Source organism: Rhizobium sp. 62_C5_N11_2, assembly GCF_051811185.1.
Taxonomy (GTDB): Bacteria; Pseudomonadota; Alphaproteobacteria; order Rhizobiales; family Rhizobiaceae; genus Rhizobium; species Rhizobium leguminosarum.
Map to the genome: position 1 here is coordinate 784,415 of NZ_JBPWPW010000001.1, position 22,152 is coordinate 806,566.

Genomic DNA, 22,152 nt, shown 5'->3' on the forward strand with positions numbered 1-22,152 from the left:
CGATCTCACCTTACCCGCGCTCTGCAAACAGTCGAACACCTGTGAGTCCGGCAAGCTTTTCCGCGAGCGCCTCCTGAAACCCAGCATCGCTAACCTCAGGCAAGGCCTCCCGCTGCCGGCGATGATACCAATAACCGCCGCTCACCTTCGCGGCCCCCGCATCGCTTGCCGCAAGCCACGTCTGCGTGAGGTGCCCCATCTCCAGGTCATCGGGGGCGCCGGCGCCGCCCATCTTGGTCGGCACCCAGCCAGGGTCCACCGCGTTGCTCAGAACATCCGGCCAGTGGCGGGCGATGGCGGCGGCGAGGGTGGCGATGTAGAGCTTGTTTTCCGAATAGGCCTGGCTGGCGTTCCACGGCCGCTTCTTCCAGTCGATATCGTCAAGGGCGCTGCTGCCGCTGCGGTGCATGCCGCTGCTGAGATAGATCAGGCGGTCGGGGCGGGTGATCCAGGCGGTGAGCAGATAGGGGGCAAGCACATTCACCGCCAGCGTCTTGGCGTGACCATCAGGCGTTTCGCCCCGGCTCCTCTCGAGGTAGATGCCGGCATTGTGGATGACGGCGTCCATGCGGCCGATGGCGTTGACCTGTTCGGCAATCGATCGCGTCTCGGCGGCGCTGGCGAGATCGCCGATGACGAGGCCGAGTGCGGCAGAGGAAACCGCTGATATGGCGGCGGCGCGCTCGCGGGAGCGGGCATGCAGCACGACGTCATGGCCTTCCTTCATCAGGGTGCGGGCGGCGGCAAGCCCGAGGCCATCGGTGGAACCGGTGATGAAAATACGGCTCATGGGGTGTCCTTTCGCGGCGGCGTGGAGGGCGCCAGTCAAGCAGCTTTCGTTGGGCTGCTCAATGCGGGAGTTGGGGCGTGGGTTCCCGTGCTCCCAGGTGAGGATCCATGGGAATTTACCGATCGGGATATTTCGGGATGTGGAGCAGGGTTGAGGCTAATGAATTTTCCCGCTCGGTAATATGGATCGTGGCTTGGGCGCGGCATGAATCCTCGACTCAAGACAGAGCAGGAATTTCAGACACATCGGGCTAGCGAGCTGTGAGGTCAGCCCCTCATCCGGCTGCCGCCACCCGTACCCGGGTCGAGCCACGGGTCTCGACCCCGGTAGGTTAGGGTGAGGGGCAGCCATTCATGCTGACCTCCATTCATCAGCAGCGGGCATGGATCCTCGGCTCAAGGCCGAGGATGACGGAGGGTGTGGTAATGTTCCAACCAAAATCGGCTGTCCGCCCCCGCTTACCCCCGCATCACCTCCGGTGCTCCGCCCCGGCCGCAATCGTCTGCACCAGCTCATCCACCTCTCGTGCCAGCCGCTCCAGCGGCAAGCCGACGAAGCGGCCTTCCAGGCTGATGCTGACCACCCCATGCACCGCGCCGAACAGCGTGCGGGCGCGGATCGCCCGGTCTTCCGCCGGCATGTCGGGTTGCAGTTCGGCCAGCGGTTCGGCGATCACGTCCATCAGGAAGAGGTGTTCGTCAAGATGCCATTGCGGCGTCGGGCTGGTGTCGGGGGGGAAGTGGTCGAACAGCGCCTTCCAGAGGTTCCGGTGCTCGACGGCGAAGCTGAGGTATCCCTGCGCCAGGTTGCGCAGCCGGTCGGTCGGCGGCTTGTCCTTGGTCTCGGCGAGCGTCAGCCTCGCCTCCAGCGCCTTCAGCGTGGCGGAGTTGACGTGGATGACGAGCTCGGCGAGGTCTGAAAAGACCGTGTAGAGGCCGCCGAGCGCGCAGCCGGCATCCTGGGTGATGTCGCGGGCCCGGAGATTCGTCAGCCCGTCACGGGCGATCCGCTCGCGCGCCGCCTCGATCAGCCGGGCCTTCAGGTCTTCGCGTTTTTCTTCTCGTCTGCCGGCCATTCACCATTCCACTTCATTTTTTTGAACGTCGTTCAAAATTTATCTTGAACGACGTTCATGATTCTGGCATAACACCTCTCGTGAACAACGTTCATAAACCGGAGGAAGGAAATGTTCAAACTGATTTCCATTTTGTTGCGGGGCAGGGCGCATGATGCCGAACAGGCCTTCGCCGACCGCAACGCCGTGCCGCTGCTGGCCCAGCAGATCCGCGATGCCGCCCAATCGATCCAGTCGGCCCGCCGCAGTGTCGCCGTCGCCATCGCCCAGAACGAGCAGGAGAGGGTGCAGCACACAGCAATCGTCACCCGCATCGACGATCTCGAAAACCGCGCCTCCGCCGCATTGGCGAAGGGCAATGAGGGCCTGGCCCGCGAGGCGGCCGAGGCGATCGCCTATCTCGAAGCCGAGCGCGATGCATCGGAGAAGGCGCAAGGTCAGTTCACCAGCTCCATCGACAAGCTGAAGGCGATCGTCCGTGCTTCCGAGGCGCGGCTGCAGGAGCTGCAGCGCGGCGAGCGGCTGGCGCGCGCCACGCAGGAGGCGCAGAAGCTTGATGTCGTCGTCGCCGGTCCGGGGCTTGCCACGCTCGACGATGCCGAGGAGACCCTGGCCCGGCTTCGCCTGCGCCAGAGCCAGAATGAGCTGACGGCCGCCGCCCTGAAGGACATGGAAGGCGCCATCCGCCCGGCCGGCATCATCGAGAAGCTTGCCAATGCCGGCTGCGGGGCGCCGCTGCGCTCATCCGCCGATGATGTGCTGGCCCGGCTGAAGAGCCGCATCACGCCTGCTGCCTGAAATTGCATCCATCGAACCATTCATCCATCGAACCATAGGGACCACTGATATGAACGACAGTTTCCAGAAACATTCCTCAAGCTGGGTCAGCTTCTCCTACATCTCCTTCGGCTCGGCCGCCTTCATGCTGGCGCTTGGCCTTTACATGATGCCGCTCGATCTCTGGGGCAAAGGCTATCTCGCCATGGGCATTCTGATGCTGGTGCAGACCACGGTGAATATCACCAAGACGCTGCGTGACAACGCCGAATCCGAGAAGCTGATCCGCAAGGTCGAGGATGCCCGCACCGAGAAACTGCTGGTCAAGTTCAATCGTAACGATGAAGATTAATCTTCGTTAACCGCACTGCAGAGTTGTTACCGCACTCAACTATTGCGTAACAACTCTGTGGCCTTCTCTGCCTGCCGAAAGAGGAACGAGCCCGTGCAACACAATCTGATGACATCAAGGAAATTCGCGCCGCTGTTCTGGACCCAGTTCCTCACGGCCTTCAACGACAATTTTCTGAAGAACACCCTGGTGTTCCTCATTCTGTTCAAGATGTCGGCGAGCGAGGGGGCTGCCCTGGTGACGCTGGCCGGCGTCATCCTCATCGTCCCCTTCCTGCTGCTGTCGGCGCTCGGCGGCGAACTTGCCGACAAGCATGACAAGGCAAAGATTGCCGAGCTGCTGAAACGCTGCGAGATCGCCATCGCCGGGCTTGCGGTCGTCGGCCTGGCGTTTTCCTCCATCTTCGTGCTGATGGCGGCGCTGTTCGGCTTCGGCGTCGTCTCGGCGCTGTTCGGGCCGATCAAATACGGCATCCTGCCCGATCATCTCGAGCGCCGCGACCTGCCGAAGGCCAATGCCTGGATCGAGGGTGGCACCTTCATCGCCATCCTCGCGGGCACGATCATCGCCGCATTCGCCTTCTCAGGCGGCGACAATGTGCTGATCTTCGGCACGATGATGATGGGGCTTTCGGTGCTCTGCTGGCTGGCCAGCCGGATGATCCCGCCGACCGGCTCCAAGGCGCCGGATCTGGAGATCGACCGCAATGTCATCCGCTCCAGCTACACCCTGGTCATGGAAATCCGCGCCGATAAACGCCTGTGGCGTTCGGCGCTGATGAACTGCTGGTTCTGGTTGGTCGGCGCCTTCGTGCTGTCGATCCTGCCGACCATGGTGACCGAGCTGCTCGGCGGCTCCGAGCTCGTCGTGCCGGCCTATCTCACCGTCTTTGCCATTGCCGTCGCGGTGGGATCGGCGATTGCCGCCTGGATGTCCTCCGGCCGCATCGTGCTGCTGCCGGCCCCTGTCGGCACGGCGCTGCTTGGCCTCTTCAGCCTCGATCTCGCCTGGAACCTCTGGGGCCTGGCTTCGGTGAGCCACGCGACGACGATCGCCGGCTTCTTTGCCGGTGAAAATACCATCCGCGTCGCCATCGATCTCGCCGGCATGGCCATATCAGGCGCCTTCATCGCCGTGCCCACTTTCGCCGCTTTGCAGACCTGGGCGCATGAGGACCGCCGCGCCCGCGTCATCGGCGCCGCCAATGTGCTGTCTGCCCTGTTCATCACTGTCGGCCTCGGCCTGGTTGCCGCCGTCCAGGCGCTCGGCGCCTCCATTCCGCAGATCCTGATCGGCCTCGGCATCATCAATTTTGCTGTCGCCTGGCTGATGCTGAAGACGCTGCCGACCAATCCCTTCCGCGATTTCATCTCGATCCTGTTCCGCGCCTTCATGCGCCTCGAGGTCGAGGGGCTTGAGAATATCAAGAAGGCCGGCCGCGCGCCGATCATCGCGCTCAACCATGTCAGCCTGCTTGACGGTGCGCTGGCGCTCGCCATCACCGAGGAAGAGCCCACCTTTGCCGTCGATTACAAGATCGCCCAGGCCTGGTGGGTGCGGCCCTTCCTGAAGATGTGCAAATTCCTGCCGCTCGACCCGACCAAGCCGATGGCGACGCGCTCGCTGATCAAGGTGGTGCAGGACGGCAACCCGATCGGCATCTTCCCCGAGGGCCGGCTGACGGTGACCGGCACGCTGATGAAGGTCTATGATGGCGCCGCCATGGTCGCCGACAAAACCGGCTCGATGGTGGTGCCGGTGAAGATCGACGGGCTGGAGAAGAGCTACCTCTCCTATCTCGATAATGGCAAGATCCGCCGGCGGCTGTTCCCCAAGGTCAAGGTCACCATTCTCGAGCCGGTGAAGCTGGAAGTGCCGCCGGAGCTGAAAGGCCGCAAGCGCCGCACGGCGGCGGGTGCTGCCCTTTATCAGGTGATGTCGAACCTGCTGTTCCAGACCGCCGATACCTCGTCGACCGTGCTCGATCGCGTCATTCAGGCAGGTGGCGAATTCGGCATGGGCAAGCTTGCCGTCGAAGATCCGGTCACCGGCCGGCTGACCTATGGCAAGCTCTTGACTGGGGCTGCCGTGCTCGGCGCAAAATTCCGCGCCCGCTTCCCGGAAACCAATCTCGGCGTCATGCTGCCGAATGCCAATGGCGCCGCCGCCACCCTTCTCGGGGTGATGACCGCGGGCAAGGTGCCGGCGATGCTGAATTTCACCGCTGGCGCCGCCAATATCCTCTCCGCCTGCAAGGCCGCCGAAGTCAAACATGTGCTGACCTCGCGCGCCTTCGTCACCCAGGCGAAGCTCGGTGCCGTGATCGAGGAGCTGGAAAAGCAGGTGACGATCGTCTGGCTCGATGATCTCAGGGCCGAGATCTCACTCAAGGACAAGATCCTGGGTTATCTCAGAAAGGCGCGACCGCTCACCAAACGCCAGCCGGATGATCCGGCCGTCATCCTCTTCACCTCCGGTTCCGAGGGCACGCCGAAGGGCGTGGTGCTGACCCACCGCAACATCCTGTCGAATGCCGCCCAGGCCGCCGCCCGCATCGATTTCCACAGCGGCGACAAGGTGTTCAACATCCTGCCGGTGTTCCATTCCTTCGGGCTGACGGCCGGCACCGTGCTGCCGCTGATTTCGGGCGTGCCGGTCTATTTCTATCCGTCGCCGCTGCATTACCGCATCGTGCCGGAACTGATCTATGTCTCCAACGCCACGATCATCTTCGGCACCGACACCTTCCTCAATGGTTACAGCAGGACGGCGCATCCCTACGATTTCCGCTCGATCCGCTACATCTTCTCCGGCGCCGAGCCGGTGAAGGCCTCGACCCGCCAGACCTATATGGAAAAATTCGGCCTGCGCATCCTGGAAGGTTACGGCGTCACCGAGACAGCACCGGTCATTTCGATCAACACGCCGATGTACAACAAGTCGGGCACGGTCGGCAAAATCCTGCCGGGCATGGAATGGAAGCTCGAACCGGTGCCTGGCATCGATGAGGGCGGTCGCCTGCATGTGCGCGGCGCCAATGTCATGGCCGGTTACCTCCGCGCCGAAAAGCCCGGCGTGCTCGAGCCGCTCGTCGATGGCTGGCACGACACCGGCGACATCGTCACCATCGATGAGGATGGCTTCGTCAAGATCCGCGGCCGCGCCAAGCGCTTCGCCAAGATCGGCGGCGAAATGATCTCGCTCGCCGCCGTCGAGACGCTGGCCGCCGAACTCTGGCCGGGCGCGCTCTCGGTCGTCTCGTCGCTGCCCGACGCCAAGAAGGGCGAGCGGCTGGTGTTGCTCACCGACGCCCCCACCGCCACCCGCGCCGAATTCCTCGCCTTCGCCAAATCCAAGGGCGCCATGGACATGATGGTCCCGGCCGAGGTCAATATCGGCAAGGTGCCGGTGCTGGGGTCGGGCAAGGTGGATTTCGTCGCGGCGCGGAAGCTGGCGGAAAGTGCGGCGCAGGGGGTGGAGGCGGCGTGAGGGCGGGGCCCTCGGCCTAGGAGATCGCGATTGCCCCTCACCCTAACCCTCTCCCCGCTTGCGGGGCGAGGGGACGTGCCCTGCGAGAGGCTGTGGGGAACCGAGAGGTCGCGGCATGGTCCCTTCGCCCCGTTTACGGGGAGAAGGTGGCGGCAGCCGGATGAGGGGCCGCCCCGGCGCAAACGCCGAGACGTGGTCAGCAGCAGAACAGGCGGCACCCGGCCGCCTGTTCTGCATCTCAAACAAACCGTCCGTTACTTCTGTTCGGGCGCCAAAAACTCTGCGCAATAGGACGGGCCGTCGACGCCGGGGATGTCGGCGACGGTGCGGATGTCGCGGATGGTGTAGTCGGAGCTGGTGGTGATTTCGGCCTGGCAGCGCAGATAGGCGGTGCGGGCGGAGGAAATCTGCTTGCCGCGCTTGCCGTCGGCGCCTTCGGCATATTTCGCCGGAATGCGCACGGTCTTGTAGCCGCCGCGCCAGGTATAGATGGTGGTCGAGCCTTGCTCGCTGTCGCTGATCGGCGGGCCGTAGGCAGCAAAGAAGATGCCGGCCGATTTGCCGACCCAGCGGGCCTCGATCGGGTTGCCGGCGGAAGGAATGGTCGTGCATCCGGCAAGCGCAATGGCAAGCCCGGCCGCGGTCATGGTGCGGAAATTCATCGTGTCGTCCCTGATCTCAAGCGCAGTGGCTGCGAAGCCGCCGTCGCAGCGGTTTCGCCTGTCCCGTCTGCCCTTTAGCGCGGAACCTGGCAAAAGAAAATTGCCCCTTTGACACTTCCGTTCGATTTGCGAGAGGTGTGGCTTTTTGCTGCAGCCGCGTGACCTCAGACCTGTCACGTCACCGTCAAAAATTCCCCCGGCTTTTTGGAATTTGGTGCTTGTGCAACCAGATAGGCTGTTCTATAGAAGCGCCGCTGGTCACGGAGTGTAGCGCAGTCTGGTAGCGCACCACGTTCGGGACGTGGGGGTCGAGTGTTCGAATCACTCCACTCCGACCAGCTAGAAACCCCGCTCCGGCGGGGTTTTTCGTTTCTGCTGATCTCAGCCAAAAGTTCCCCGGGATTTCACCGTAGCGAGTTGAACCGACCGAAAGCCCATCCTTCCCCTGGTTATAATTTTTCTGCAGGAAAGTTATAACTGAGGCGCGGCTGGCGGAAGCTCGGTGCATCGGCATTGCATGAATCAACTTCGAGCCGATCCCAGGTCTTGAGCGGCGTCTCCATCCAGATGCCCGCAATTTGTGCTTCACACGGGCGCCGCTCTGGATTTCGGAATCATCTATGCTAGCATCGAAGGCCTGCGTGACTGGCGATGAAGGTGGATACCACCGGGGAGCGCAGGAGTTTGGCCGCTCGCCTGGGCATCTGGATCATGTTTGAGAAGGTGCCCCATGTCGTCCCACATCGAAAGTGAACGGCTTTCGAATTCTCTAGCCGAACTTGATCAACTCACGAATTGGGAGCGCCGGCCGCGCGGCGATATGCGGGTCGATTTGGAGCCGATGCGCGATCTCGCTCGTCGGCTTGGCGATCCCCAGAACAGCTTCCGTATCGTCCATGTGGCCGGCACCAAGGGCAAAGGCTCGACTTGCGCCCTGATCGAGGCGGGTCTTGCGCGGGCGGGGTTCTCCGTCGGGCGATATGCCTCGCCGCATGTCATGCATATCACCGAGCGGGTCAGCATTGATGGCCGCCCGGTCGGCGAGGAGCGCCTGGCGGATGCGCTCGGCGCGGCGCTCTCGGCGTTCAAAGACGCAAGGCGGGAGGCGACGGACGGGCAGGGAGCGACCTGGTTCGATATTCTGACGGTTTCGGCCTTGCTGATCTTCAGGTCGGAAAGGGTGGAGTGGGCCGTTCTCGAAACCGGACTTGGGGGGCGGTGGGACTCGACCAATATCGTTCAAAGCGATGTCGCCGTTATCACCAATATCGATCTTGAGCACACCGAAATCCTCGGCAAAACCCGTGCCGCCATTGCCTTCGAGAAGGCAGGAATCATAAAGCGCGGCGCAACGGTCGTCACACTCCTGCCGGAGGCGGACGAGGCAGGCGCCGTCGTATCCGCCCGGGCAGCAGAGCTCGGCTGTGCCCTGCGACGCCCCACCGTGCCGGCCGACGCAACCATCGAGCAGCGGAATGTAGCCCTGGCGGGCACGGTTCTGGATGTGCTCGGGAAAATGGGCGTCATGACAAAGGGCGCAAGCGCGATGGCGGCGCCGCTTGGAGAACAGCTCCTCGATCCCTCGACGATCGCAACTGCCCGCCTGCCGGGACGGCTCGAAAAAATCGCAGTCAACATCACCAGCCACGGCGACAATGCCAAGGTCAATGTGGTGCTGGACGGCGCGCATGTCCCCTTCAACCTTGCTGCGGTTCTGAGTGACCTCTCGCAGGAAGAAAAATACCGCGCTCCCTGCATTGCCGTCATGTCAATCGCGGACGACAAGGACGCAGCAGGCTTGCTATCGACGATGACGCGGCACGATATATCGATCATCTTCACCACCGTCGGCGCCAGATCGCGTTCGCCAGAACAGCTGAAGACGATTGCAGACACCCTCGGGCTGCTGAGCATCGTCATGTTGGACCCGCTCGAGGCCTATCAAGAAGCACTGGCAGGCGCCACGGAATCGGGCGCATGGGTTCTCGTCACCGGATCGCTCTATCTCGTCGGCATCATCCGTGCGGCGTGAGCTTGACCGGGTGCGATCTCAGCCGCCGACTGTGATCTCACCATCCGCAACACGTTTGACAAATATCTTCAAACCTTCATGCCTCAGTTTCTTCCAGCCGCCGTCGGAAACCATTGATTTGGCCAGATCGGCAAACCCCGTGGTGAGGTAGGGAACCTGCGATGCCGGTCGTTTGCCGAGCGCTTGAATCAGGCAGTCGGTTCTTGGCGGGGACGAGAACGTGTTTCCTGAACGTTGCATGCCGATCTCCACATGATCTGTGCCGTCTGGAAACCGGATCGTCCCATAGCCGCACTTGGCCGCCGCATTCACTTCGGCCTTGGAGAGATTGTCTTGCAGAACAAATGACAGCTGGCTGAAAGTGTTGTCAGTGTAGTCGAACTGACCCAGTATGATGAAGTCCAGCTCGTTCTGTCCCTTCCTGGCGCCTTTGATCTTGCCGAAGAAGTTGGAATTCACCCTCGTGTCTTTACCCGTCTTCATGGCAAGCATTTCGCCGAGCTTGATATAGGTCCTCGGTTTGGACGAAAGGTTTTCGGTACCAGCCGCGGCGTTGCCTGACGGCAGACTTGCGGTCTCCGGCTTGGCATAGGCGTCAGCGAAGGCTTGCAGCGTCGTGAGGTTGAGCGCTTGGGGAAGCGAACCGCTCTCGAACTTGCGGCAAGAGAGCGCAGCTTGCCGTGTTGCCTTGTCAGGCTTGCCCTCGAGATTCCCTGGCTTGCAGCCCAAGTGAGCCAGTTGCTGCTGCAACCTCTTGAGCAAAACGGCTTGTTCGGCGGAATAATTGCCGACACCGCGGGTCACACTGACATTGCGGACATCGATGCCGATACCATCTGGCTGCACTACGTCAAACTGGGACGTATGATGGTCATAGCTCTTCCAGTCACCGCCCCAACCCATCATCACCGGGCCGAGAATGAAGTTGAATGATTTTGGGTCGCGGTTTGATTGCGGCTCGCACTCGTTCGATTCCCAGCAATGCGGAGCTTGGTTGGTTGCTTCGCCTTCGGCGGCATAGATCACCTTGTTGTGGCAGCTTGCCGCAACCCAGCCGCTCTCATCGTTTGCCCATCGGATTTTCAGCGAGAATGTCGCCCATTTGCCGAAATCTTGCGGTTTTTGGCACTGGCGGGCGAGAAAGTTCACGCCGTTGCGCGTGTCGGCTTTCAGCATGTAGATGAAATTGTGGATTGCCGGTCCTTCCCAGGACGCCAGGCGCAGATGGCTGTCCCAGCCATCGGGATAAAAGCCATTGGCGGAGTTGTTGTGCCAGCCTTTGTAGGCAAAGGTCGGATCGAGCCGGAAATCGAACTTGTATTCGACGCTTTCGCCAACCTTCATGTCTCGCGTATAGCGAATTGTTGAGCGGACGTTGCCATTGCGGCAATCATTTTCGCCGCGTCCATCGCCATAGTCGACATTGGAACATTGACGGTCGAATATCTCAAACCGGGTCACGCCGTCCTTGACCTCCGGTCTGACCGACCCGTTGAACTTGTGGCGCTCAAAACCCTTGGGGAGCGGATCGGCGGTCGCTACTGCGTGGGTCGCAAAAACCATCAGCGCGCCAACCGCCAGTCCAACTATGGGATTTTTCAGCATAGCTCCCCCTCCAAATTGGACGCCAACCATATCACGATCTCTCTTGGACGGTCGTGTTTAGATCGGTGCTAGAGGTGCTGCGCCATCAGCAGGTGCGGCGGTCGAAGCTGCCAGGCTGCTTGTGCTTCCGAGCCGGTGCGGCGGGCGTTTATGACGGCAGCCAGGGCGAGCGACATCAAGTGCGGCTGGTGATCGGCGATGCTTCGGATCATTCCGACCGGAACGCGGCCGGAAGATCGACAGCGACGTCAAGCGGCTGGAAATGCCGCAAGTTTTCCGTAATGACGGTGAGGTCGTAGGCGCGCGCGGTCGCCGCGATGATGAGATCGCCAAGGCCGGGATGACGGCCTTGGCTCTCGGCGTCGTCTTCCAGAGCGCCGACGATCCGCGCGACAACGGTATCCATCGGCAATATGCGATCCCCGAAACTGTCGGTGATGAAGTCCAGCCATGCCGAAAGGCGCTTTGCCCGCTCGATCCCGCCGCGACGGTGAAGGCTCCGCATTCCTTTCTCGATTTCCGCGATCGATAGAGCCGACAGAAAGAGAGCATCGGCTTCGCCTTGCTCACGAAACCATGCCCGCACCGGATCGGACGGCGGCACCTTGCCCGGCGCGAACTTCGAAATGATATTGGTGTCGAGAAGGTAGGCGGTCACAAATCAATATCGCGCATTTTCGATGGGTTGCGCTCCAGCTCGACCCCACCGGGAAACGTCAGCAGGAAATCCCCGAAATTCGGCCGTGGTTTCTTCAAAGCCCTTTTCGCGGCCTCGGCCGCTTCGACGGACACAAGCACGGCAGCCGGCTTTCCGTGCCGCGTGATCGTCACGAATTCCCCGTTTGCCGCTTCATCCACCAGTCCGGCGAAACCGGCCTTTGCCTCTGCCACGCTGATCGTCGACATTGCGGCCTCCTGTCTTAAATGACCATATATGGTCAAGATAGACATTGACGCCGACTGCATCAAGAGGGGAGTTTTCCAAGGGTGCAGCAGCGCTTTAGAAATTCTGCAGGAAAATTATAACCGAGGCGCGGCTGAACAGGAACGGTGCATCGTCCGCATGGATCCAGTTCGAGCCTGAACGATTGGCCCAACCAGACGCCCGCGGTCGAGGCTATTGGCTCGGAGCTCCAGCGCTCAGCAGCGCCCGTACCAATGCCGCCTGGCTGCGTACGCCGGTTTTGTCGAAGATGCGCTGCAGCTGGGTGCGCAAGGTGTTGACACTGACCCCGAGCAGATCGGCGGCGGCCGCGAGGTCGTGGCCATCGACGATCAGCCGAGCAAGCCGGGTCTGCGCCGGCGAGAGGCCGAAGACCTCCTGCGCGCTCGCGATCCGGCGCGCCACCGTCTCGGCATCGTCGAAGGAGACCAGTGTCTTGCCGTCCTCGAGCAGGACCCAGCAGTGGAGCGGTCCCCCTGCCGCGTCCTCGCCGAGCGCCACCGCCCAGGTCTGCTTCGGCGCGATGTTCAGCGGTCTCTGGCTCTGCAGCTCGCGGAACGCCAGCCGCACCGCCTCGCGTAGCGCAGGGTCGCATTCGCGCTGCCGGGCGCGCAGGCGGCCGGCGGCGGCGACGAGCCCGGGATGGCCAGGCATCCGCTCCCGCGCCAGCCGGTTCGTCCAGAGGATCCGCGCATCCGCGTCGACCTCGATCAGCGGGCAGTTCGCCTCCTCGACGCTGCTCTCCATCATCACCATGCAGCCGATCTTCCAGGCGCCGTCGATCCGCTGGAGGACCCGCAGCTGGCGCTTGCGATCCTCACCGGTGTCGCTGCCGATCTGATCGAAGGTCATCCAGGCCATGTTGCCGTCGACGACGATGTTGACCTTTTCCCAGCGGACGCGCTCCGCGAAAGCGTGTTTCTCCGGGAATCGCTCGACGATCTTCTTGATCCGCGCGGCGATCGGGTCCCAGCCTTCGTCCACCCGGACGCCGAGCGAGGCGAAGTATTCCATCCGCCGGGTCTGCGGCGACTGCACCCAGTGGCTTGCCAGCGCCTCGAAGTCGCGCTGCAGCCAGGCCTCGGTTTCGGCGCGGATCACTGCCATGATCGCCGCCCGGTCAGCCTCGCTGTCGTCCATCGCGCGGTTCCCCCTGACAACGGATCGCAGCATAGCATGATCGGTCTGTCGGAGCATGACGGCACCTCATGTGTTGATGACGCCAGCCAGAAGCAGCGTCACGCCGGCGGTCGTTGCGAGCAGCCCGAGGAGCCGAAGCCTCAGGCGCGGCAGGGTGATCTGATTTCGGTAGTATCGGTCCTCGGCCGCGGCGCCCATCTGCGTCTGGCGGCGGCGGCTTGGCATGTGCGCGGCGACGAGACTTTGAAGGTCCATTGTGTTGCCTCCTGGTACGGGCTTCATCTGCCGTATTCTCGCACGCATCCGAGCCGGGCTCTGTCATGCAGACGGAGGACATCGGGCTCGGCGCCCGGTTGGCAAACGAAGAATCACCTCAACCGGAACGAGTCTCGAAGTGATTCGTTGAGTCGGATGTCCAGCGTGAGGGGGCTGCATCATGAGCAGGCGACGAAGCTTCAAGCCGGTGAAAATCACCATCAATGGCAAGACAAGAACGGTCTATAATGTCGTTCAGGCGGGCAATACCTTGCTGAACGATTGGCCCGAGCAGACGCCGGCGGCGAAGGCCGCCGAACGTCTTGTGCTCGATGTGTTCAATGATGCGGCCGGGCCGGAGCAGGTGCGCCGCGCATTCATCACCGCGGCCAAGGCGAGCGACATCAAGTTCAGCTCCTGATCGGTGATATCTGGAACAGCCTTGGCTCACTTCCATGACACCTGTTCCTGATGGCTGAGATCCTGGTCCTTGAACTGTGTCTCCATCCAGGCGGCCGTAATGATTGCCGCGAGGAAGCCGAAGGTGAGGCAGGCGATGGCCTGGGTCCGCCACGAGACGAAGGTGACCGGCGCCGGGGTGACGGGCTTTTCGGCGCATTCGCCGGGCGGGCAGGCGCAGCCGGAAAAGGCCTTGATGAGGCAATCGCTCATGCTGCACCGCCTTTCATCGTGTCGATGGCGGCGAGGATCTTCTGGTGAAGCGGGCAGCCGTGATCGTCGCTGCCATCGAAAAAGCGTTCGGCCTCCACCAGTGCTTTCAGGAGATCGGGTGGTCCTACCGTGAAGCGGGCCTTGGCGCGGGTCTTTTCGGTTGCTCCGGCCCGTAGCGCGGCAGCAAGGGAAGGGCTCTCGGTCGACGACTCTGGTGTGGGATTGGCGGCAGACATCTCCGGTCCCTCAGGCGTAAAGCTGATCGGTATCGGTGATGCCCATGATCTCGCGGGCATAGCGGTAATGCTCCTCGACGCCGGCCGCAGCACCACGCAGCCAGGACGGGCCGCGGATCGCGTGTTCGGGACGGCGGAGGTACGCAAAGCCGAGGGCGCCCATGCGCTGGGCTTCGTTCGCCATATAGGCGCGGCAGTCGTGGGTCGTGCGCGCCGCATTCCAGCGGGCATCCCGCTTGCTTTCCTCGGTCTCGATATTGCGAATGTGCTGCATCGCCTGTCCTCTCGCGCCTCTGATCGGCTTGTGAGGTAAAGGTATATATTATACCCTATTGCGGTAAAAGGTATAAAAAATACCTCTTGGATTGACGAGGTACGAATCATAGGCGTATGCCTGCATCAAGTGATTGGGCGACCGGGTGCAACTCCCGAGCTGACGAAGCCCAGCGGCGCGGGAAGCGAAAGTCCTTAAGTGCGCTGTCAGAAAATCAGGACGAGGGCGAAGCGAATGGCCCCTCTGGCACGTGTCCCATCCCGGCTCCGGCCTTCAGGACTTGGCCAATGCTCTCCCGGCTTCATGGGCTTTGCTCATGGGGTAGGGGGAAGCTTTGGCCGGAACCCTCCCTCACCAGCCTTCAGGAACCTTCTCCTCCTAAGCTGAAGAGAGAGGAATGAGAACTGAAGTTGGAGTATGATGTTAGGAGAAAAAAGGAGGCCGGCGATGCGCAGCGAAATCGAAATCACCGACGAAGTGATCGAGGCGGGTCTGGATGCGATCACCGAATTCTACGATCCGTGGGAGGAGAAGCTGCCGAAGGACATGTTCCCCGCAGCCATTCGTTCCATCCTGGTGGCGGTGTCGAGAGTGGTGCGCGAACGGCATCCTGAGCTGCCGCAATTTGTGGTTTCAGAGGATGAATCCTCCCGATACCCCTCGTGATCCCGGCTGGGGATCGGCGAGCTTCGGAGCGAAATCCTACAGGCCGTACATCTCGCGCGCGGCGCTATACGCCAGGAGCAGCACCGCTATCGTGACGATATAGAACCAGATTCTGCCGGCGCGTGAGGAAGGGCGTATCATCCTGTTTTCCCTACTGAAATATGATTGATTCGCGGCACTATTTCCGAGCCTTGGACGCTCATCCCTACATCTCGATGATCGATCGGCGGACGCGGCCGACGATGGTGACGGCGCCCTGGAATTCCGGTGGCGGCACGTCCTCGTAGGACGCCGGCTGGAAGGGCGGATTGTCGTTCGGGCGATAGCGCTTGTAGGTCGCGGCCCCCGTTTCGTCGGCGACGACATAGAGCGCGTTCGGCGCCAGGCGCTTGTCACGCAGATTGACGAAGATGATCGAGCCCGGCGGCGAGATCTTGTTCATCGAATTGCCTTCGACCTCGAGTGCGATCCATTCGCCATCGGGAAGATCGAGGGCGGCGACCGTCGGGAATTCCGAGAAGTCGGTGATCGGCGCCTGCTCGCTCAGCTGGCCGGCGCTGACCCAGGAGATCTTCGGGATATCGGCGACGGAGACCGGCAGCTCATCCGGATCGAGCGCGTTGCCGGTGCCGAACTGCAGCCAGTTGAGATTGACCTTGAAAGCGCGGGCATACTTCTTCGCATCGGCAATGCCGAAGCCGTTGCGGCCGGACTCATGCGCCTTGTAGACATTCGCATTCCAGGCGAACCGATCGACGATCGCCTTCGGCCCGGCAAAGCCAGCATTCTTCCTGGCCATGACGAGGCGCTTTGCGCGTTCTTCGCGTTCAAATTGTTCCTGCTCTTTCAACATGATATAAAAAATACCCTAAATTAAGGTACATGTCATGCCCTAATGTGCTTGACATATCGGGTATTAATTGTACCCTAATCGCCATGACACAGAGCGACATCATCAACAACGGACAAGCTTTCCGGGATGGGGAGACGGCACCATGAGGTTCACCATCTCCTCGGAAGAGAATCTCGCCATGGACGTCATGCCGACCGGCGTCGTCATACACCGGCCGCAAGGCCCAAGGGGAGGGCGGATGTCGGTGATCCCAGTTCGCAACGAGGATATCCCCTTCCTCGCCAAGGCCCTGCAGCAGGTGCTGAACGCCAACCGGGAGGTGGAGTCGCTATGACCTTCTCCCCGAAAACCACCGCCCGCTACACCGGCTGCCCGAATTGCGGCAAGGCGCTGTCGATCGCCGAGGTGATCGAGCGCCACTGCGAGAATTGCGATCGGCCGACGCGCCCGGAAGAGATCAGCGAGACGATGATCCCGCCCGGCGCTCCGCCGATCACCAACCCCGATAGCCCAGCCCCTCCCTGACGGCTATCGGTGGCTGGCGTCGTCGCTCCTCCCTCGGCGACGCCAGCTCCCGGGCGCACTCGCGCCCGAAACCCAGGCGGCGGCCTGGCAGACGACCGGAGCCTTTGCTCCCAGAGCCGGCGCTCCGGTCGTCACCCCTGAAAAATCAAAGACGTTGTTGGCACCCGCTTCGGCGGCAATGGCGGACCGCGTTCGCGGGAAAGAAGGATCAAGCGATGAGCTTCCAGCCCAAGGCCGCCCCGGCGCAGCAAGGCGCTCACATGAACGCGCTCGAGCTCTTCCGCTCCGGCCGGGACTATATCGAAATCGCTGCCATTCTCGGCACGTCGGTGCCGTCGGTGGAAACCGAGATCCACAGGCTTCGAAGCGCCGAGAAGGGCGACACCGCCCACGCGGAGCATGCCGGCTCGGAGATCCGCCGGTTGCCCCGCCGCCCCCTCAAGCCGGGCACGCCGGTGAATTTTGCCGGCGGGCGGCGGAGGCCGCGGGTTTGAGGAGGCCATCTCAAGCGCGAAAGGGACATCGCATGGGTAAGGACACAATGAGCCAGGAGATCATGGACATCCTCAGCCCGGTGCTGGGGGAGGAGCTCGCGGCAGCGATCATCGAGCATCGCAAGCGCACGCTGAAGAAGCCGCTGACGGTCTATGCCGCCAGGATGCAGGCCAGGGAATATCTGCTGACCGGCGACCCGGTCGGTGCCGCCGAGATGCAGATCTTCCGCGGCTGGCAGGCAATCAAATGCGACTGGTACCTCAAGGAGAAGGCGAGGGAAGCCGGGTCGATCAACAGCAGTACGAGAAGGACGACAGTCGATGCCGCAAGAGATTTCCTCTCCGGTGAAGATCATCGCTGGGATGCTTTCGGGTTTCCCGGCATCCGCAGGCACTGATCCCGACATGCAGATCCGCGCCTATCTCGTCGCCATCGACGGCATCCCGCTGGAGGCGGTCTGGCAGGCCGCCAAACTCTTCATTTCAGGAAAGGTGAGGGATCATAACCGCGCCTTCGCCCCGAGCTCAGCCAGTTTCGCCGAGCAATGCCGCCATCAGCAGGCGGCGATCGAGGCCGAGAGCCGCCCGCGCATGGAAGCCGAACCCGAGACGCCGCAGCCAAAGGTCACAGCCTACAAGATGCAGCTGCTGCGCGACGCGGCGAACGGTAGCCGCAGCGCCAAGCGGGAGCTGGCGAGGATGTTTCCCGACAACCCGATCATTGCAAGGGCCGCACGACACGAGGAGGCATTGAGATGACCATCACCTTTTGGACGGAAGACAAGATCGTCAAGGCGGAAAAGCTCTGGAAGGAAGGGCTGTCGGCGAGAGAGATCGCCAACCTCTTCGGCTCGAAGAAGAACACCGTCATCAACATGGCGCACCGCAACCGCGACAGGTTCCCCTCAAGGCAGGATACCTGGCATCCGCAGCCGAAGGCGGGCCCGCCCGTCCAGCCGATCCGCCACCCCGATCGGGTGACGCGGGTGACGATGTCGGGCGCGCATGTGACGATGCCGCGCGTGCCCAGCATCGATGGGCCTGCAGAGCCATGAGCAACGTCACCCCACGCGAAACCGAAATCATCCGCTGGATGGCGGCGGGCAAGACGGCCGCCGAGATCGGCACCATTCTCGGCATCTCCCACATCACCGTGAACACGCACATTGCCAACGCCAAGGCGCGGCTCGGCGTCTTCAAGGATACGGCGCTGGTCGCCGCCGCACTCAGAAACGGCATCATTCGATAGAAGGACAATCAGCATGGGCGGCAAAGCCACCAAGGTGAAGACAGGGCGGGTCAACAAGGGCGCCGGCCGGCCGCGCAAGGAGAATGTCGAGCGTTTTCCCTGCGGCAAGATCAAGCCCTTCGAAACCGAGAAGCAGAATATCAGCGTGGCGATCGCAGCCCGCCGTCGCATCCACGGCTTTGACAGGACGGTGGCCGACGAGACGGTCAAGAGCCCGTTTGCCGGCTACACCCTCGGCCGCATGTTTCTCGACGGCCTGATCACTTCAGAACAGCGCCAGGCCGGCGACGACTACGCCGAGGCAATCGCCCGCTACCACAAGACCACAGGCATCCCGGCCCCGAGTCCGAGGGCGCAAACGCTCTTTACCGTCAAAGGCCATGAAGGCGAGGTCACCGACACCCTCGCCGACCGCGCCCGCAAGGCCAGCAACCGCATGATGGCGCTGCAGGGCATCCTGCTGCGCTGCCCTGATGGACCGCAGGTCAGGAGCACGGTCTATAACGTCACGGTGATGGATTACGAACATCTGCGCCAGATGCCGCCGCAGCAGCTGTTGTGGCTGCGCAGGGGGTTGACGGCGTTGCGAGGGGCGCGGGGTGGGTGATGGAGTGGTGCAATGCCTGTGGGCGGCTTCCAAACCTATACGAAGCAGCTTCGGCTTTGCCGAGCCCGACATATGGAAGGCAGGGACTTTTTGCGCTAACCCTTCGGCTACGCTTCGCTTCTGCTGTAGGATTTGCGAATGAACGACCTCGACCTGTCGCCGGAATTTTACGTCGAATTTTCTCGCGGGGGAGGCTCTGATTCCGGCGGCATCTACCATGTCACACGGCACAAAGACGGTGCTCGGTTCTCCGCGCAGGTCGCACGGTTTTTCATCACTGACCCCAGGATTCCTGCGGAGGGCGTTTTCCCCCACAAGAGGCTCGATTGTTTCGTAATCGATAAAGGCCGGGTTCCCAAGCCCGAGCGGCTTGCCGGGATGTTGTTTGAAGCCCTGAAAAAACACGGCGCTATCGACGAGCCCGCATGGCTGCAATGGTATGTTGCCGAGGAGCGCGGTGGTAAACCGCACGGCAACGTCCTCGACTTCGAATGACGCGATACAGCGACGGACGCGGAATTCGCCCACATCCCGTCCGCCAGCGCTGTTCTTGCCGCAGAGCTCACCCCACCCTCCGTCTTCCTCGGGCTTGACCCCATAGGCGCTAACTTAGTTGTCGATGTGCGATGGCTCGTCGCCTTCGCGGTGGCTCGCGCAGTCGATGGAGCAGCCGGGCGATGGCAATCGGCCTGATGGGGCCGTGCAAGACGGCGATAGAGATGTTGGTGATGGCGATGGCGACGAGACGCCAGATTGGCAAGGTCGATCGGTTCAGGCCGCCAGGGGGAGAGAGTCCGGCGCCTCGGGATCGAGGGCCGGCAGGTCATCTTCGGCCAGTAGCGCGGCAAGCAGGGCGGTGTTGATCCACAGGCGAGCCAGGTCGGCGTCCTTTGCGCGCAGGTCTTCCAAACCGATCAGCGACTTCATACGTTTGAAGGCCAGCTCGATCTGCCATCGCAGGCGATAGGTCGAGGCGAGCCGTTCCGGCGGCCAGTCGTCGGCTGTGAGCGATGTTAGCAGCACCAGATAGCCAGCCATCTCGATGCCGGCCTGGCTGGGTCTGTATCGCGCCTTGGCGGCCAACCGGCGGGCCCTTCGCCTGGCTTTCTCAGCCGCCTCGGGTGGTAAGGGTAAAATCACCACCCGTGCCGCCGCCTCGACCTTGGACTTGCCGTCCTGGATCATCACGCACCGATCAAGCATGCCCTTCTCGCCCGCTTCACGGCAGAGTGCCAAGCGATCCAGCAATTGGCCGTCGCTATCCAGCAAGCGCGGGTAGTTGGAAGGGGCGCGGACCAGAAAATCGGCCCCGGCCTCGACCACCTCAGCCAGATCGGCCGCCTTGGCGTGGGCGCGGTCGGCAATCCGAAGCTCGCCGGCCTTAACGCCGCGCGACAGTCGTTCGGCTTCATGGCGATCGGTGACTTCCACCGAACAGAGCGTCAGCCGCGAAAGGTCGAACACCGTATGCACCATCCAGTAGGCCCGCTTAGGCCCAGGCGGTGCAACCACCGTGGCGTCAACCGCCATCAGCCGCAGGTCACTATGTACGCCGGCGAAGGCCTCGGGACAGCGTTCGGCAAGCAACTCCGAAACCAGGCAGCCCACCCAATCGGCACTGGCCTTCAGACGCTTAAGCATCGCTACGTCGGACATCGACGCGAGCGCCCGCTGATCGGCCCAGGCCGCCAAGGTCCGAAGCGAAAACCGACCCAACACATAGGCAAAACACAACCGCAACAGGTCGACCGCGCCGCCCACCTGCCGTTTGCGAAGCAGCGCGCCGGCCTTGCGTGCGCTCGCCTCTAATTCTTCCGCCGAGCCCAATCGTCCGACCAGCTCGTCCCAATCCAACGCTTGCAACAAATCGCTCATAACCACGGTGAATCATCGACGATCATCACCGTCAAGACTAAGTTAGCGCCTATGGGGCTTGACCCGAGGATCCACGTTGGCCTGCGTGCCGCGGCCTGGAGACACGGGCGGAAACGGGGCGAGGGGCATACTGCGACGTCTCGATTCCCTCTTCTCCCCAGCGGGGGTCCAAAGGACGGGTTGAGACCGGTGGCTCAACCCAGGCAAAGGTGCCCGTAGGGCGGATGAGGGGGCCGCGGAAACCGGTCTTTCAACAACGTCCATGCGGGCTTCGGCCGCGACGGCAATGTCTCGACCGTGTTCAGGGTGATGGGGCACGGCGTTGCAGGATAGGTTGTACGGGAGGGTGTGCCGGGTGGCCCCCTCATCCGCCTGCCGGCACCTTCTCCCCGACGGGAGAAGAGACTTACGGCAGCCTCTCCGTTCCCATCGGCCTCAGGACGGTAGAGCCAGTGGCTCGATCCCGGTAAGGCTAGGGTGGGGGCAGCCATTGCGAGAACCCGACAACGATGGCTCAAGGCCTGGGATGACGGAGGATGGGGCGTGCGTTTTCGCCAGACTCCGTGCCAATCGAGCCGAACACCTGCACCGGATGCCGCCGCCGCTGCTCTCGTGGCCGTGCAGGGGGCTCACGCCGCTGCGGGGGCAAGGGCCGGTTGACGCCGGAGCTGCTCATCCGCATGGGCGCTGCATCAGGTCCATCGCATGCTCTTCCATCCAGGCGACCTCAAGCATCCCTTCGTCAAGCACACCACGGCTGGCCAATTCCATCTCCCAGGCGGAGCCCGCTGCGGCAAGGTTGCGCATATGTTGCTGCATTTGCCGAACCCGTTCGATTCCGGCCTGCATGATGCCGATCTCCGGCGTTATCCCGTAGGCATCGAGCAACAATTGGAAGCGCCGGGCTTTCTCGCGGACGCCCGTTTGCAGGCCATGCGCCTCGCATTTCTCGTCACGCCAGAACGGCACCCAACGCCAGGCGACAAAGCCAAGGTCCCAGGAGCGCGGTCCCGGCGCTGCCGCGTCCCAATCGATGAAAGCCACCGGGAGCCCTGCTTGAAAGACCGTATTCCACGGCGTCAAGTCATTGTGGCAGACCGTTTCAACAGGGTGGCGGGCGTCAAGACGCCATTCGCGATCTTTCCATAAGAAGCTGGCTGCAGCATCGTGGTAGGATCGCAACAATTGTCCCAGGCGCTCGAGGACGTTGTCGCGCCAGACATAATCCGGGAGACGGAGGTCAAACCGACCGCCTTTATCGGGAAGGAAGCCTTCGCCATTGCCGACGTCACCTTCGATATAGGTGAGGACTTCCCGTCCCTGATCATCGAGGCCCAGCGCACGCGGGGACCCATCATATCCCTGGCGCTCGACGTGCCGCAGCAGGTCGAGAACCGCGGGAGACCACGCGCGTCCGCCACGCCGCACCGTTTCGCCTATGCGCACGACGTTCGAATCCTTGCCGCCGATAAGAGGAATTTCAGGCTCGCCCATACCCTAGCTTAGGCGCGCGCGAACTGGCAGGTCAATGGACAAGGGGCCGGCAAAGGTGGAGGGAACGGAGCGGGGCGAGGGGGCATG

Annotated in this window: 30 protein-coding genes, 1 tRNA gene and 1 riboswitch; of the genes, 16 read left to right on the plus strand and 15 right to left on the minus strand. The window is 62.4% G+C overall.

Annotation, left to right across the window (positions count from 1 at the left end; translation table 11 throughout):
• Nucleotides 1-10: 10 nt before the first annotated feature.
• Both AB8B31_RS03890 and AB8B31_RS03895 read right to left on the minus strand, forming a co-directional pair.
• Nucleotides 11-790 carry an SDR family NAD(P)-dependent oxidoreductase gene (locus AB8B31_RS03890; RefSeq protein WP_018240978.1) on the minus strand — a complete coding sequence of 260 codons (780 nt, stop codon included), beginning with the start codon at nt 788-790 and terminating at the stop codon, nt 11-13.
• A gap of 469 nt (nt 791-1,259) precedes the next feature.
• Nucleotides 1,260-1,865: a TetR/AcrR family transcriptional regulator gene (locus AB8B31_RS03895; protein ID WP_018240980.1), complete on the minus strand. Its 606-nt coding sequence runs from the start codon at nt 1,863-1,865 to the stop codon at nt 1,260-1,262.
• Between the two features lie 111 nt (nt 1,866-1,976).
• Between AB8B31_RS03895 and AB8B31_RS03900 the strand changes: the two genes are divergently transcribed.
• The 3 genes from AB8B31_RS03900 (at nt 1,977) to AB8B31_RS03910 (ending at nt 6,483) form a co-directional block, all read left to right on the plus strand.
• Complete coding sequence (locus tag AB8B31_RS03900; protein WP_018240981.1) at nt 1,977-2,663, plus strand: PspA/IM30 family protein; 687 nt, start codon at nt 1,977-1,979, stop codon at nt 2,661-2,663.
• Between the two features lie 49 nt (nt 2,664-2,712).
• The gene (locus tag AB8B31_RS03905) at nt 2,713-2,994 is read left to right on the plus strand and encodes a YiaA/YiaB family inner membrane protein (protein ID WP_003557239.1); all 282 of its coding nucleotides are present in this window, start codon (nt 2,713-2,715) and stop codon (nt 2,992-2,994) included.
• A gap of 93 nt (nt 2,995-3,087) precedes the next feature.
• A complete protein-coding gene (locus tag AB8B31_RS03910) occupies nt 3,088-6,483 on the plus strand; it encodes an acyl-[ACP]--phospholipid O-acyltransferase (protein ID WP_018240982.1) in 3,396 nt (1,131 codons plus the stop codon).
• 254 nt (nt 6,484-6,737) lie between these two features.
• Here AB8B31_RS03910 and AB8B31_RS03915 read toward each other — a convergent pair whose 3' ends face one another.
• Nucleotides 6,738-7,145 (minus strand): hypothetical protein, encoded by a 408-nt coding sequence (locus AB8B31_RS03915; RefSeq protein WP_018240983.1) that lies wholly within the window; start codon nt 7,143-7,145, stop codon nt 6,738-6,740.
• Nucleotides 7,146-7,406: 261 nt separating this feature from the next.
• Here AB8B31_RS03915 and AB8B31_RS03920 point away from each other — a divergent pair.
• Nucleotides 7,407-7,483, plus strand: a tRNA-Pro gene (locus AB8B31_RS03920).
• Nucleotides 7,484-7,776: 293 nt separating this feature from the next.
• Nucleotides 7,777-7,854, plus strand: a riboswitch (ZMP/ZTP riboswitch).
• A 21-nt stretch (nt 7,855-7,875) separates the two neighbouring features.
• Entirely contained in the window at nt 7,876-9,177 is a 1,302-nt protein-coding gene (locus AB8B31_RS03925; protein ID WP_018240985.1) for a bifunctional folylpolyglutamate synthase/dihydrofolate synthase, read from the plus strand.
• Nucleotides 9,178-9,195: 18 nt separating this feature from the next.
• On the opposite strand, the gene AB8B31_RS03930 is transcribed toward AB8B31_RS03925, so the two are convergent.
• The 6 genes from AB8B31_RS03930 to AB8B31_RS03955 form a co-directional block, all read right to left on the minus strand.
• Nucleotides 9,196-10,782, minus strand: coding sequence for a hypothetical protein (locus tag AB8B31_RS03930; protein WP_018240986.1), 1,587 nt, complete (start codon nt 10,780-10,782; stop codon nt 9,196-9,198).
• A gap of 68 nt (nt 10,783-10,850) precedes the next feature.
• The gene (locus AB8B31_RS03935) at nt 10,851-10,994 is read right to left on the minus strand and encodes a hypothetical protein (protein ID WP_018240987.1); all 144 of its coding nucleotides are present in this window, start codon (nt 10,992-10,994) and stop codon (nt 10,851-10,853) included.
• Nucleotides 10,991-11,440, minus strand: a complete 450-nt coding sequence (locus AB8B31_RS03940) for a type II toxin-antitoxin system VapC family toxin (protein WP_018240988.1) — start codon at nt 11,438-11,440, stop codon at nt 10,991-10,993. Before AB8B31_RS03940 ends, AB8B31_RS03935 begins: the two co-directional genes overlap by 4 nt.
• On the minus strand, nt 11,437-11,688 hold the full coding sequence (locus AB8B31_RS03945; protein ID WP_003546085.1) for a type II toxin-antitoxin system Phd/YefM family antitoxin: 252 nt from the start codon (nt 11,686-11,688) through the stop codon (nt 11,437-11,439). The genes AB8B31_RS03940 and AB8B31_RS03945 overlap by 4 nt, the downstream gene beginning before the upstream one ends.
• 211 nt (nt 11,689-11,899) lie before the next feature.
• On the minus strand, nt 11,900-12,922 hold the full coding sequence (locus tag AB8B31_RS03950) for a LuxR family transcriptional regulator (protein ID WP_018240990.1): 1,023 nt from the start codon (nt 12,920-12,922) through the stop codon (nt 11,900-11,902).
• A gap of 9 nt (nt 12,923-12,931) precedes the next feature.
• Nucleotides 12,932-13,120 (minus strand): hypothetical protein, encoded by a 189-nt coding sequence (locus tag AB8B31_RS03955; RefSeq protein ID WP_018240991.1) that lies wholly within the window; start codon nt 13,118-13,120, stop codon nt 12,932-12,934.
• Between the two features lie 181 nt (nt 13,121-13,301).
• On the opposite strand from AB8B31_RS03955, the gene AB8B31_RS03960 reads away from it, so the two are divergent.
• Nucleotides 13,302-13,541: a DUF982 domain-containing protein gene (locus AB8B31_RS03960; RefSeq protein ID WP_018240992.1), complete on the plus strand. Its 240-nt coding sequence runs from the start codon at nt 13,302-13,304 to the stop codon at nt 13,539-13,541.
• 26 nt (nt 13,542-13,567) lie between these two features.
• Here AB8B31_RS03960 and AB8B31_RS03965 read toward each other — a convergent pair whose 3' ends face one another.
• Genes AB8B31_RS03965 through AB8B31_RS03975 form a run of 3 tightly spaced genes read right to left on the minus strand, consistent with a single transcriptional unit; the run spans nt 13,568 to nt 14,302 of the window.
• The gene (locus tag AB8B31_RS03965; protein WP_018240993.1) at nt 13,568-13,792 is read right to left on the minus strand and encodes a hypothetical protein; all 225 of its coding nucleotides are present in this window, start codon (nt 13,790-13,792) and stop codon (nt 13,568-13,570) included.
• On the minus strand, nt 13,789-14,028 hold the full coding sequence (locus AB8B31_RS03970; RefSeq protein ID WP_018240994.1) for a hypothetical protein: 240 nt from the start codon (nt 14,026-14,028) through the stop codon (nt 13,789-13,791). The genes AB8B31_RS03965 and AB8B31_RS03970 overlap by 4 nt, the downstream gene beginning before the upstream one ends.
• Nucleotides 14,029-14,038: 10 nt before the next feature.
• The gene (locus tag AB8B31_RS03975; protein WP_018240995.1) at nt 14,039-14,302 is read right to left on the minus strand and encodes a hypothetical protein; all 264 of its coding nucleotides are present in this window, start codon (nt 14,300-14,302) and stop codon (nt 14,039-14,041) included.
• Between the two features lie 447 nt (nt 14,303-14,749).
• Here AB8B31_RS03975 and AB8B31_RS03980 point away from each other — a divergent pair, with 447 nt between their 5' ends.
• Nucleotides 14,750-14,968 (plus strand): hypothetical protein, encoded by a 219-nt coding sequence (locus tag AB8B31_RS03980; protein WP_018240996.1) that lies wholly within the window; start codon nt 14,750-14,752, stop codon nt 14,966-14,968.
• Between the two features lie 205 nt (nt 14,969-15,173).
• Here the strand turns inward: AB8B31_RS03980 and AB8B31_RS03985 are convergent, their stop codons facing one another.
• Complete coding sequence (locus AB8B31_RS03985) at nt 15,174-15,821, minus strand: LexA family transcriptional regulator (RefSeq protein ID WP_018240997.1); 648 nt, start codon at nt 15,819-15,821, stop codon at nt 15,174-15,176.
• 142 nt (nt 15,822-15,963) lie between these two features.
• Here AB8B31_RS03985 and AB8B31_RS03990 point away from each other — a divergent pair, with 142 nt between their 5' ends.
• The 9 genes from AB8B31_RS03990 (at nt 15,964) to AB8B31_RS04030 (ending at nt 19,191) form a co-directional block, all read left to right on the plus strand.
• On the plus strand, nt 15,964-16,155 hold the full coding sequence (locus AB8B31_RS03990) for a hypothetical protein (protein ID WP_439007353.1): 192 nt from the start codon (nt 15,964-15,966) through the stop codon (nt 16,153-16,155).
• A complete protein-coding gene (locus AB8B31_RS03995; protein ID WP_018240999.1) occupies nt 16,152-16,346 on the plus strand; it encodes a hypothetical protein in 195 nt (64 codons plus the stop codon). Before AB8B31_RS03990 ends, AB8B31_RS03995 begins: the two co-directional genes overlap by 4 nt.
• A 215-nt stretch (nt 16,347-16,561) precedes the next feature.
• Nucleotides 16,562-16,840: a DNA-directed RNA polymerase sigma-70 factor gene (locus AB8B31_RS04000; protein ID WP_018241000.1), complete on the plus strand. Its 279-nt coding sequence runs from the start codon at nt 16,562-16,564 to the stop codon at nt 16,838-16,840.
• 32 nt (nt 16,841-16,872) lie between these two features.
• Complete coding sequence (locus AB8B31_RS04005; protein ID WP_026188296.1) at nt 16,873-17,238, plus strand: hypothetical protein; 366 nt, start codon at nt 16,873-16,875, stop codon at nt 17,236-17,238.
• A complete protein-coding gene (locus AB8B31_RS04010; RefSeq protein ID WP_018241002.1) occupies nt 17,204-17,599 on the plus strand; it encodes a hypothetical protein in 396 nt (131 codons plus the stop codon). The genes AB8B31_RS04005 and AB8B31_RS04010 overlap by 35 nt, the downstream gene beginning before the upstream one ends.
• A complete protein-coding gene (locus AB8B31_RS04015) occupies nt 17,596-17,895 on the plus strand; it encodes a GcrA family cell cycle regulator (protein ID WP_018241003.1) in 300 nt (99 codons plus the stop codon). The genes AB8B31_RS04010 and AB8B31_RS04015 overlap by 4 nt, the downstream gene beginning before the upstream one ends.
• Entirely contained in the window at nt 17,892-18,089 is a 198-nt protein-coding gene (locus AB8B31_RS04020) for a response regulator transcription factor (RefSeq protein ID WP_018241004.1), read from the plus strand. Before AB8B31_RS04015 ends, AB8B31_RS04020 begins: the two co-directional genes overlap by 4 nt.
• 13 nt (nt 18,090-18,102) lie before the next feature.
• The gene (locus tag AB8B31_RS04025) at nt 18,103-18,696 is read left to right on the plus strand and encodes a hypothetical protein (RefSeq protein WP_018241005.1); all 594 of its coding nucleotides are present in this window, start codon (nt 18,103-18,105) and stop codon (nt 18,694-18,696) included.
• A gap of 138 nt (nt 18,697-18,834) precedes the next feature.
• The gene (locus tag AB8B31_RS04030) at nt 18,835-19,191 is read left to right on the plus strand and encodes a hypothetical protein (protein ID WP_018241006.1); all 357 of its coding nucleotides are present in this window, start codon (nt 18,835-18,837) and stop codon (nt 19,189-19,191) included.
• Nucleotides 19,192-19,467: 276 nt separating this feature from the next.
• Here AB8B31_RS04030 and AB8B31_RS04035 read toward each other — a convergent pair whose 3' ends face one another.
• Entirely contained in the window at nt 19,468-20,571 is a 1,104-nt protein-coding gene (locus AB8B31_RS04035) for an IS4 family transposase (RefSeq protein ID WP_018241007.1), read from the minus strand.
• A gap of 672 nt (nt 20,572-21,243) precedes the next feature.
• A complete protein-coding gene (locus AB8B31_RS04040) occupies nt 21,244-22,065 on the minus strand; it encodes a phosphotransferase (RefSeq protein ID WP_018241008.1) in 822 nt (273 codons plus the stop codon).
• Nucleotides 22,066-22,152: the final 87 nt, after the last annotated feature.

Excerpts from the sequence above, each read along its gene's own strand:
- AB8B31_RS03890 (WP_018240978.1), bottom strand. The coding sequence starts at position 790 with ATGAGCCGTATTTTCATCACCGGTTCCACCGATGGCCTCGGGCTTGCC.
- AB8B31_RS03895 (WP_018240980.1), bottom strand. The coding sequence starts at position 1,865 with ATGGCCGGCAGACGAGAAGAAAAACGCGAAGACCTGAAGGCCCGGCTG.
- AB8B31_RS03900 (WP_018240981.1), top strand. The coding sequence starts at position 1,977 with ATGTTCAAACTGATTTCCATTTTGTTGCGGGGCAGGGCGCATGATGCC.
- AB8B31_RS03905 (WP_003557239.1), top strand. The coding sequence starts at position 2,713 with ATGAACGACAGTTTCCAGAAACATTCCTCAAGCTGGGTCAGCTTCTCC.
- AB8B31_RS03915 (WP_018240983.1), bottom strand. The coding sequence starts at position 7,145 with ATGAATTTCCGCACCATGACCGCGGCCGGGCTTGCCATTGCGCTTGCC.
- AB8B31_RS03925 (WP_018240985.1), top strand. The coding sequence starts at position 7,876 with ATGTCGTCCCACATCGAAAGTGAACGGCTTTCGAATTCTCTAGCCGAA.
- AB8B31_RS03930 (WP_018240986.1), bottom strand. The coding sequence starts at position 10,782 with ATGCTGAAAAATCCCATAGTTGGACTGGCGGTTGGCGCGCTGATGGTT.
- AB8B31_RS03935 (WP_018240987.1), bottom strand. The coding sequence starts at position 10,994 with ATGATCCGAAGCATCGCCGATCACCAGCCGCACTTGATGTCGCTCGCC.
- AB8B31_RS03945 (WP_003546085.1), bottom strand. The coding sequence starts at position 11,688 with ATGTCGACGATCAGCGTGGCAGAGGCAAAGGCCGGTTTCGCCGGACTG.
- AB8B31_RS03950 (WP_018240990.1), bottom strand. The coding sequence starts at position 12,922 with ATGCTCCGACAGACCGATCATGCTATGCTGCGATCCGTTGTCAGGGGG.
- AB8B31_RS03955 (WP_018240991.1), bottom strand. The coding sequence starts at position 13,120 with ATGGACCTTCAAAGTCTCGTCGCCGCGCACATGCCAAGCCGCCGCCGC.
- AB8B31_RS03960 (WP_018240992.1), top strand. The coding sequence starts at position 13,302 with ATGAGCAGGCGACGAAGCTTCAAGCCGGTGAAAATCACCATCAATGGC.
- AB8B31_RS03965 (WP_018240993.1), bottom strand. The coding sequence starts at position 13,792 with ATGAGCGATTGCCTCATCAAGGCCTTTTCCGGCTGCGCCTGCCCGCCC.
- AB8B31_RS03970 (WP_018240994.1), bottom strand. The coding sequence starts at position 14,028 with ATGTCTGCCGCCAATCCCACACCAGAGTCGTCGACCGAGAGCCCTTCC.
- AB8B31_RS03975 (WP_018240995.1), bottom strand. The coding sequence starts at position 14,302 with ATGCAGCACATTCGCAATATCGAGACCGAGGAAAGCAAGCGGGATGCC.
- AB8B31_RS03980 (WP_018240996.1), top strand. The coding sequence starts at position 14,750 with ATGCGCAGCGAAATCGAAATCACCGACGAAGTGATCGAGGCGGGTCTG.
- AB8B31_RS03985 (WP_018240997.1), bottom strand. The coding sequence starts at position 15,821 with ATGTTGAAAGAGCAGGAACAATTTGAACGCGAAGAACGCGCAAAGCGC.
- AB8B31_RS03990 (WP_439007353.1), top strand. The coding sequence starts at position 15,964 with ATGAGGTTCACCATCTCCTCGGAAGAGAATCTCGCCATGGACGTCATG.
- AB8B31_RS03995 (WP_018240999.1), top strand. The coding sequence starts at position 16,152 with ATGACCTTCTCCCCGAAAACCACCGCCCGCTACACCGGCTGCCCGAAT.
- AB8B31_RS04000 (WP_018241000.1), top strand. The coding sequence starts at position 16,562 with ATGAGCTTCCAGCCCAAGGCCGCCCCGGCGCAGCAAGGCGCTCACATG.
- AB8B31_RS04005 (WP_026188296.1), top strand. The coding sequence starts at position 16,873 with ATGGGTAAGGACACAATGAGCCAGGAGATCATGGACATCCTCAGCCCG.
- AB8B31_RS04010 (WP_018241002.1), top strand. The coding sequence starts at position 17,204 with ATGCTTTCGGGTTTCCCGGCATCCGCAGGCACTGATCCCGACATGCAG.
- AB8B31_RS04015 (WP_018241003.1), top strand. The coding sequence starts at position 17,596 with ATGACCATCACCTTTTGGACGGAAGACAAGATCGTCAAGGCGGAAAAG.
- AB8B31_RS04020 (WP_018241004.1), top strand. The coding sequence starts at position 17,892 with ATGAGCAACGTCACCCCACGCGAAACCGAAATCATCCGCTGGATGGCG.
- AB8B31_RS04025 (WP_018241005.1), top strand. The coding sequence starts at position 18,103 with ATGGGCGGCAAAGCCACCAAGGTGAAGACAGGGCGGGTCAACAAGGGC.
- AB8B31_RS04030 (WP_018241006.1), top strand. The coding sequence starts at position 18,835 with ATGAACGACCTCGACCTGTCGCCGGAATTTTACGTCGAATTTTCTCGC.
- AB8B31_RS04035 (WP_018241007.1), bottom strand. The coding sequence starts at position 20,571 with ATGAGCGATTTGTTGCAAGCGTTGGATTGGGACGAGCTGGTCGGACGA.
- AB8B31_RS04040 (WP_018241008.1), bottom strand. The coding sequence starts at position 22,065 with ATGGGCGAGCCTGAAATTCCTCTTATCGGCGGCAAGGATTCGAACGTC.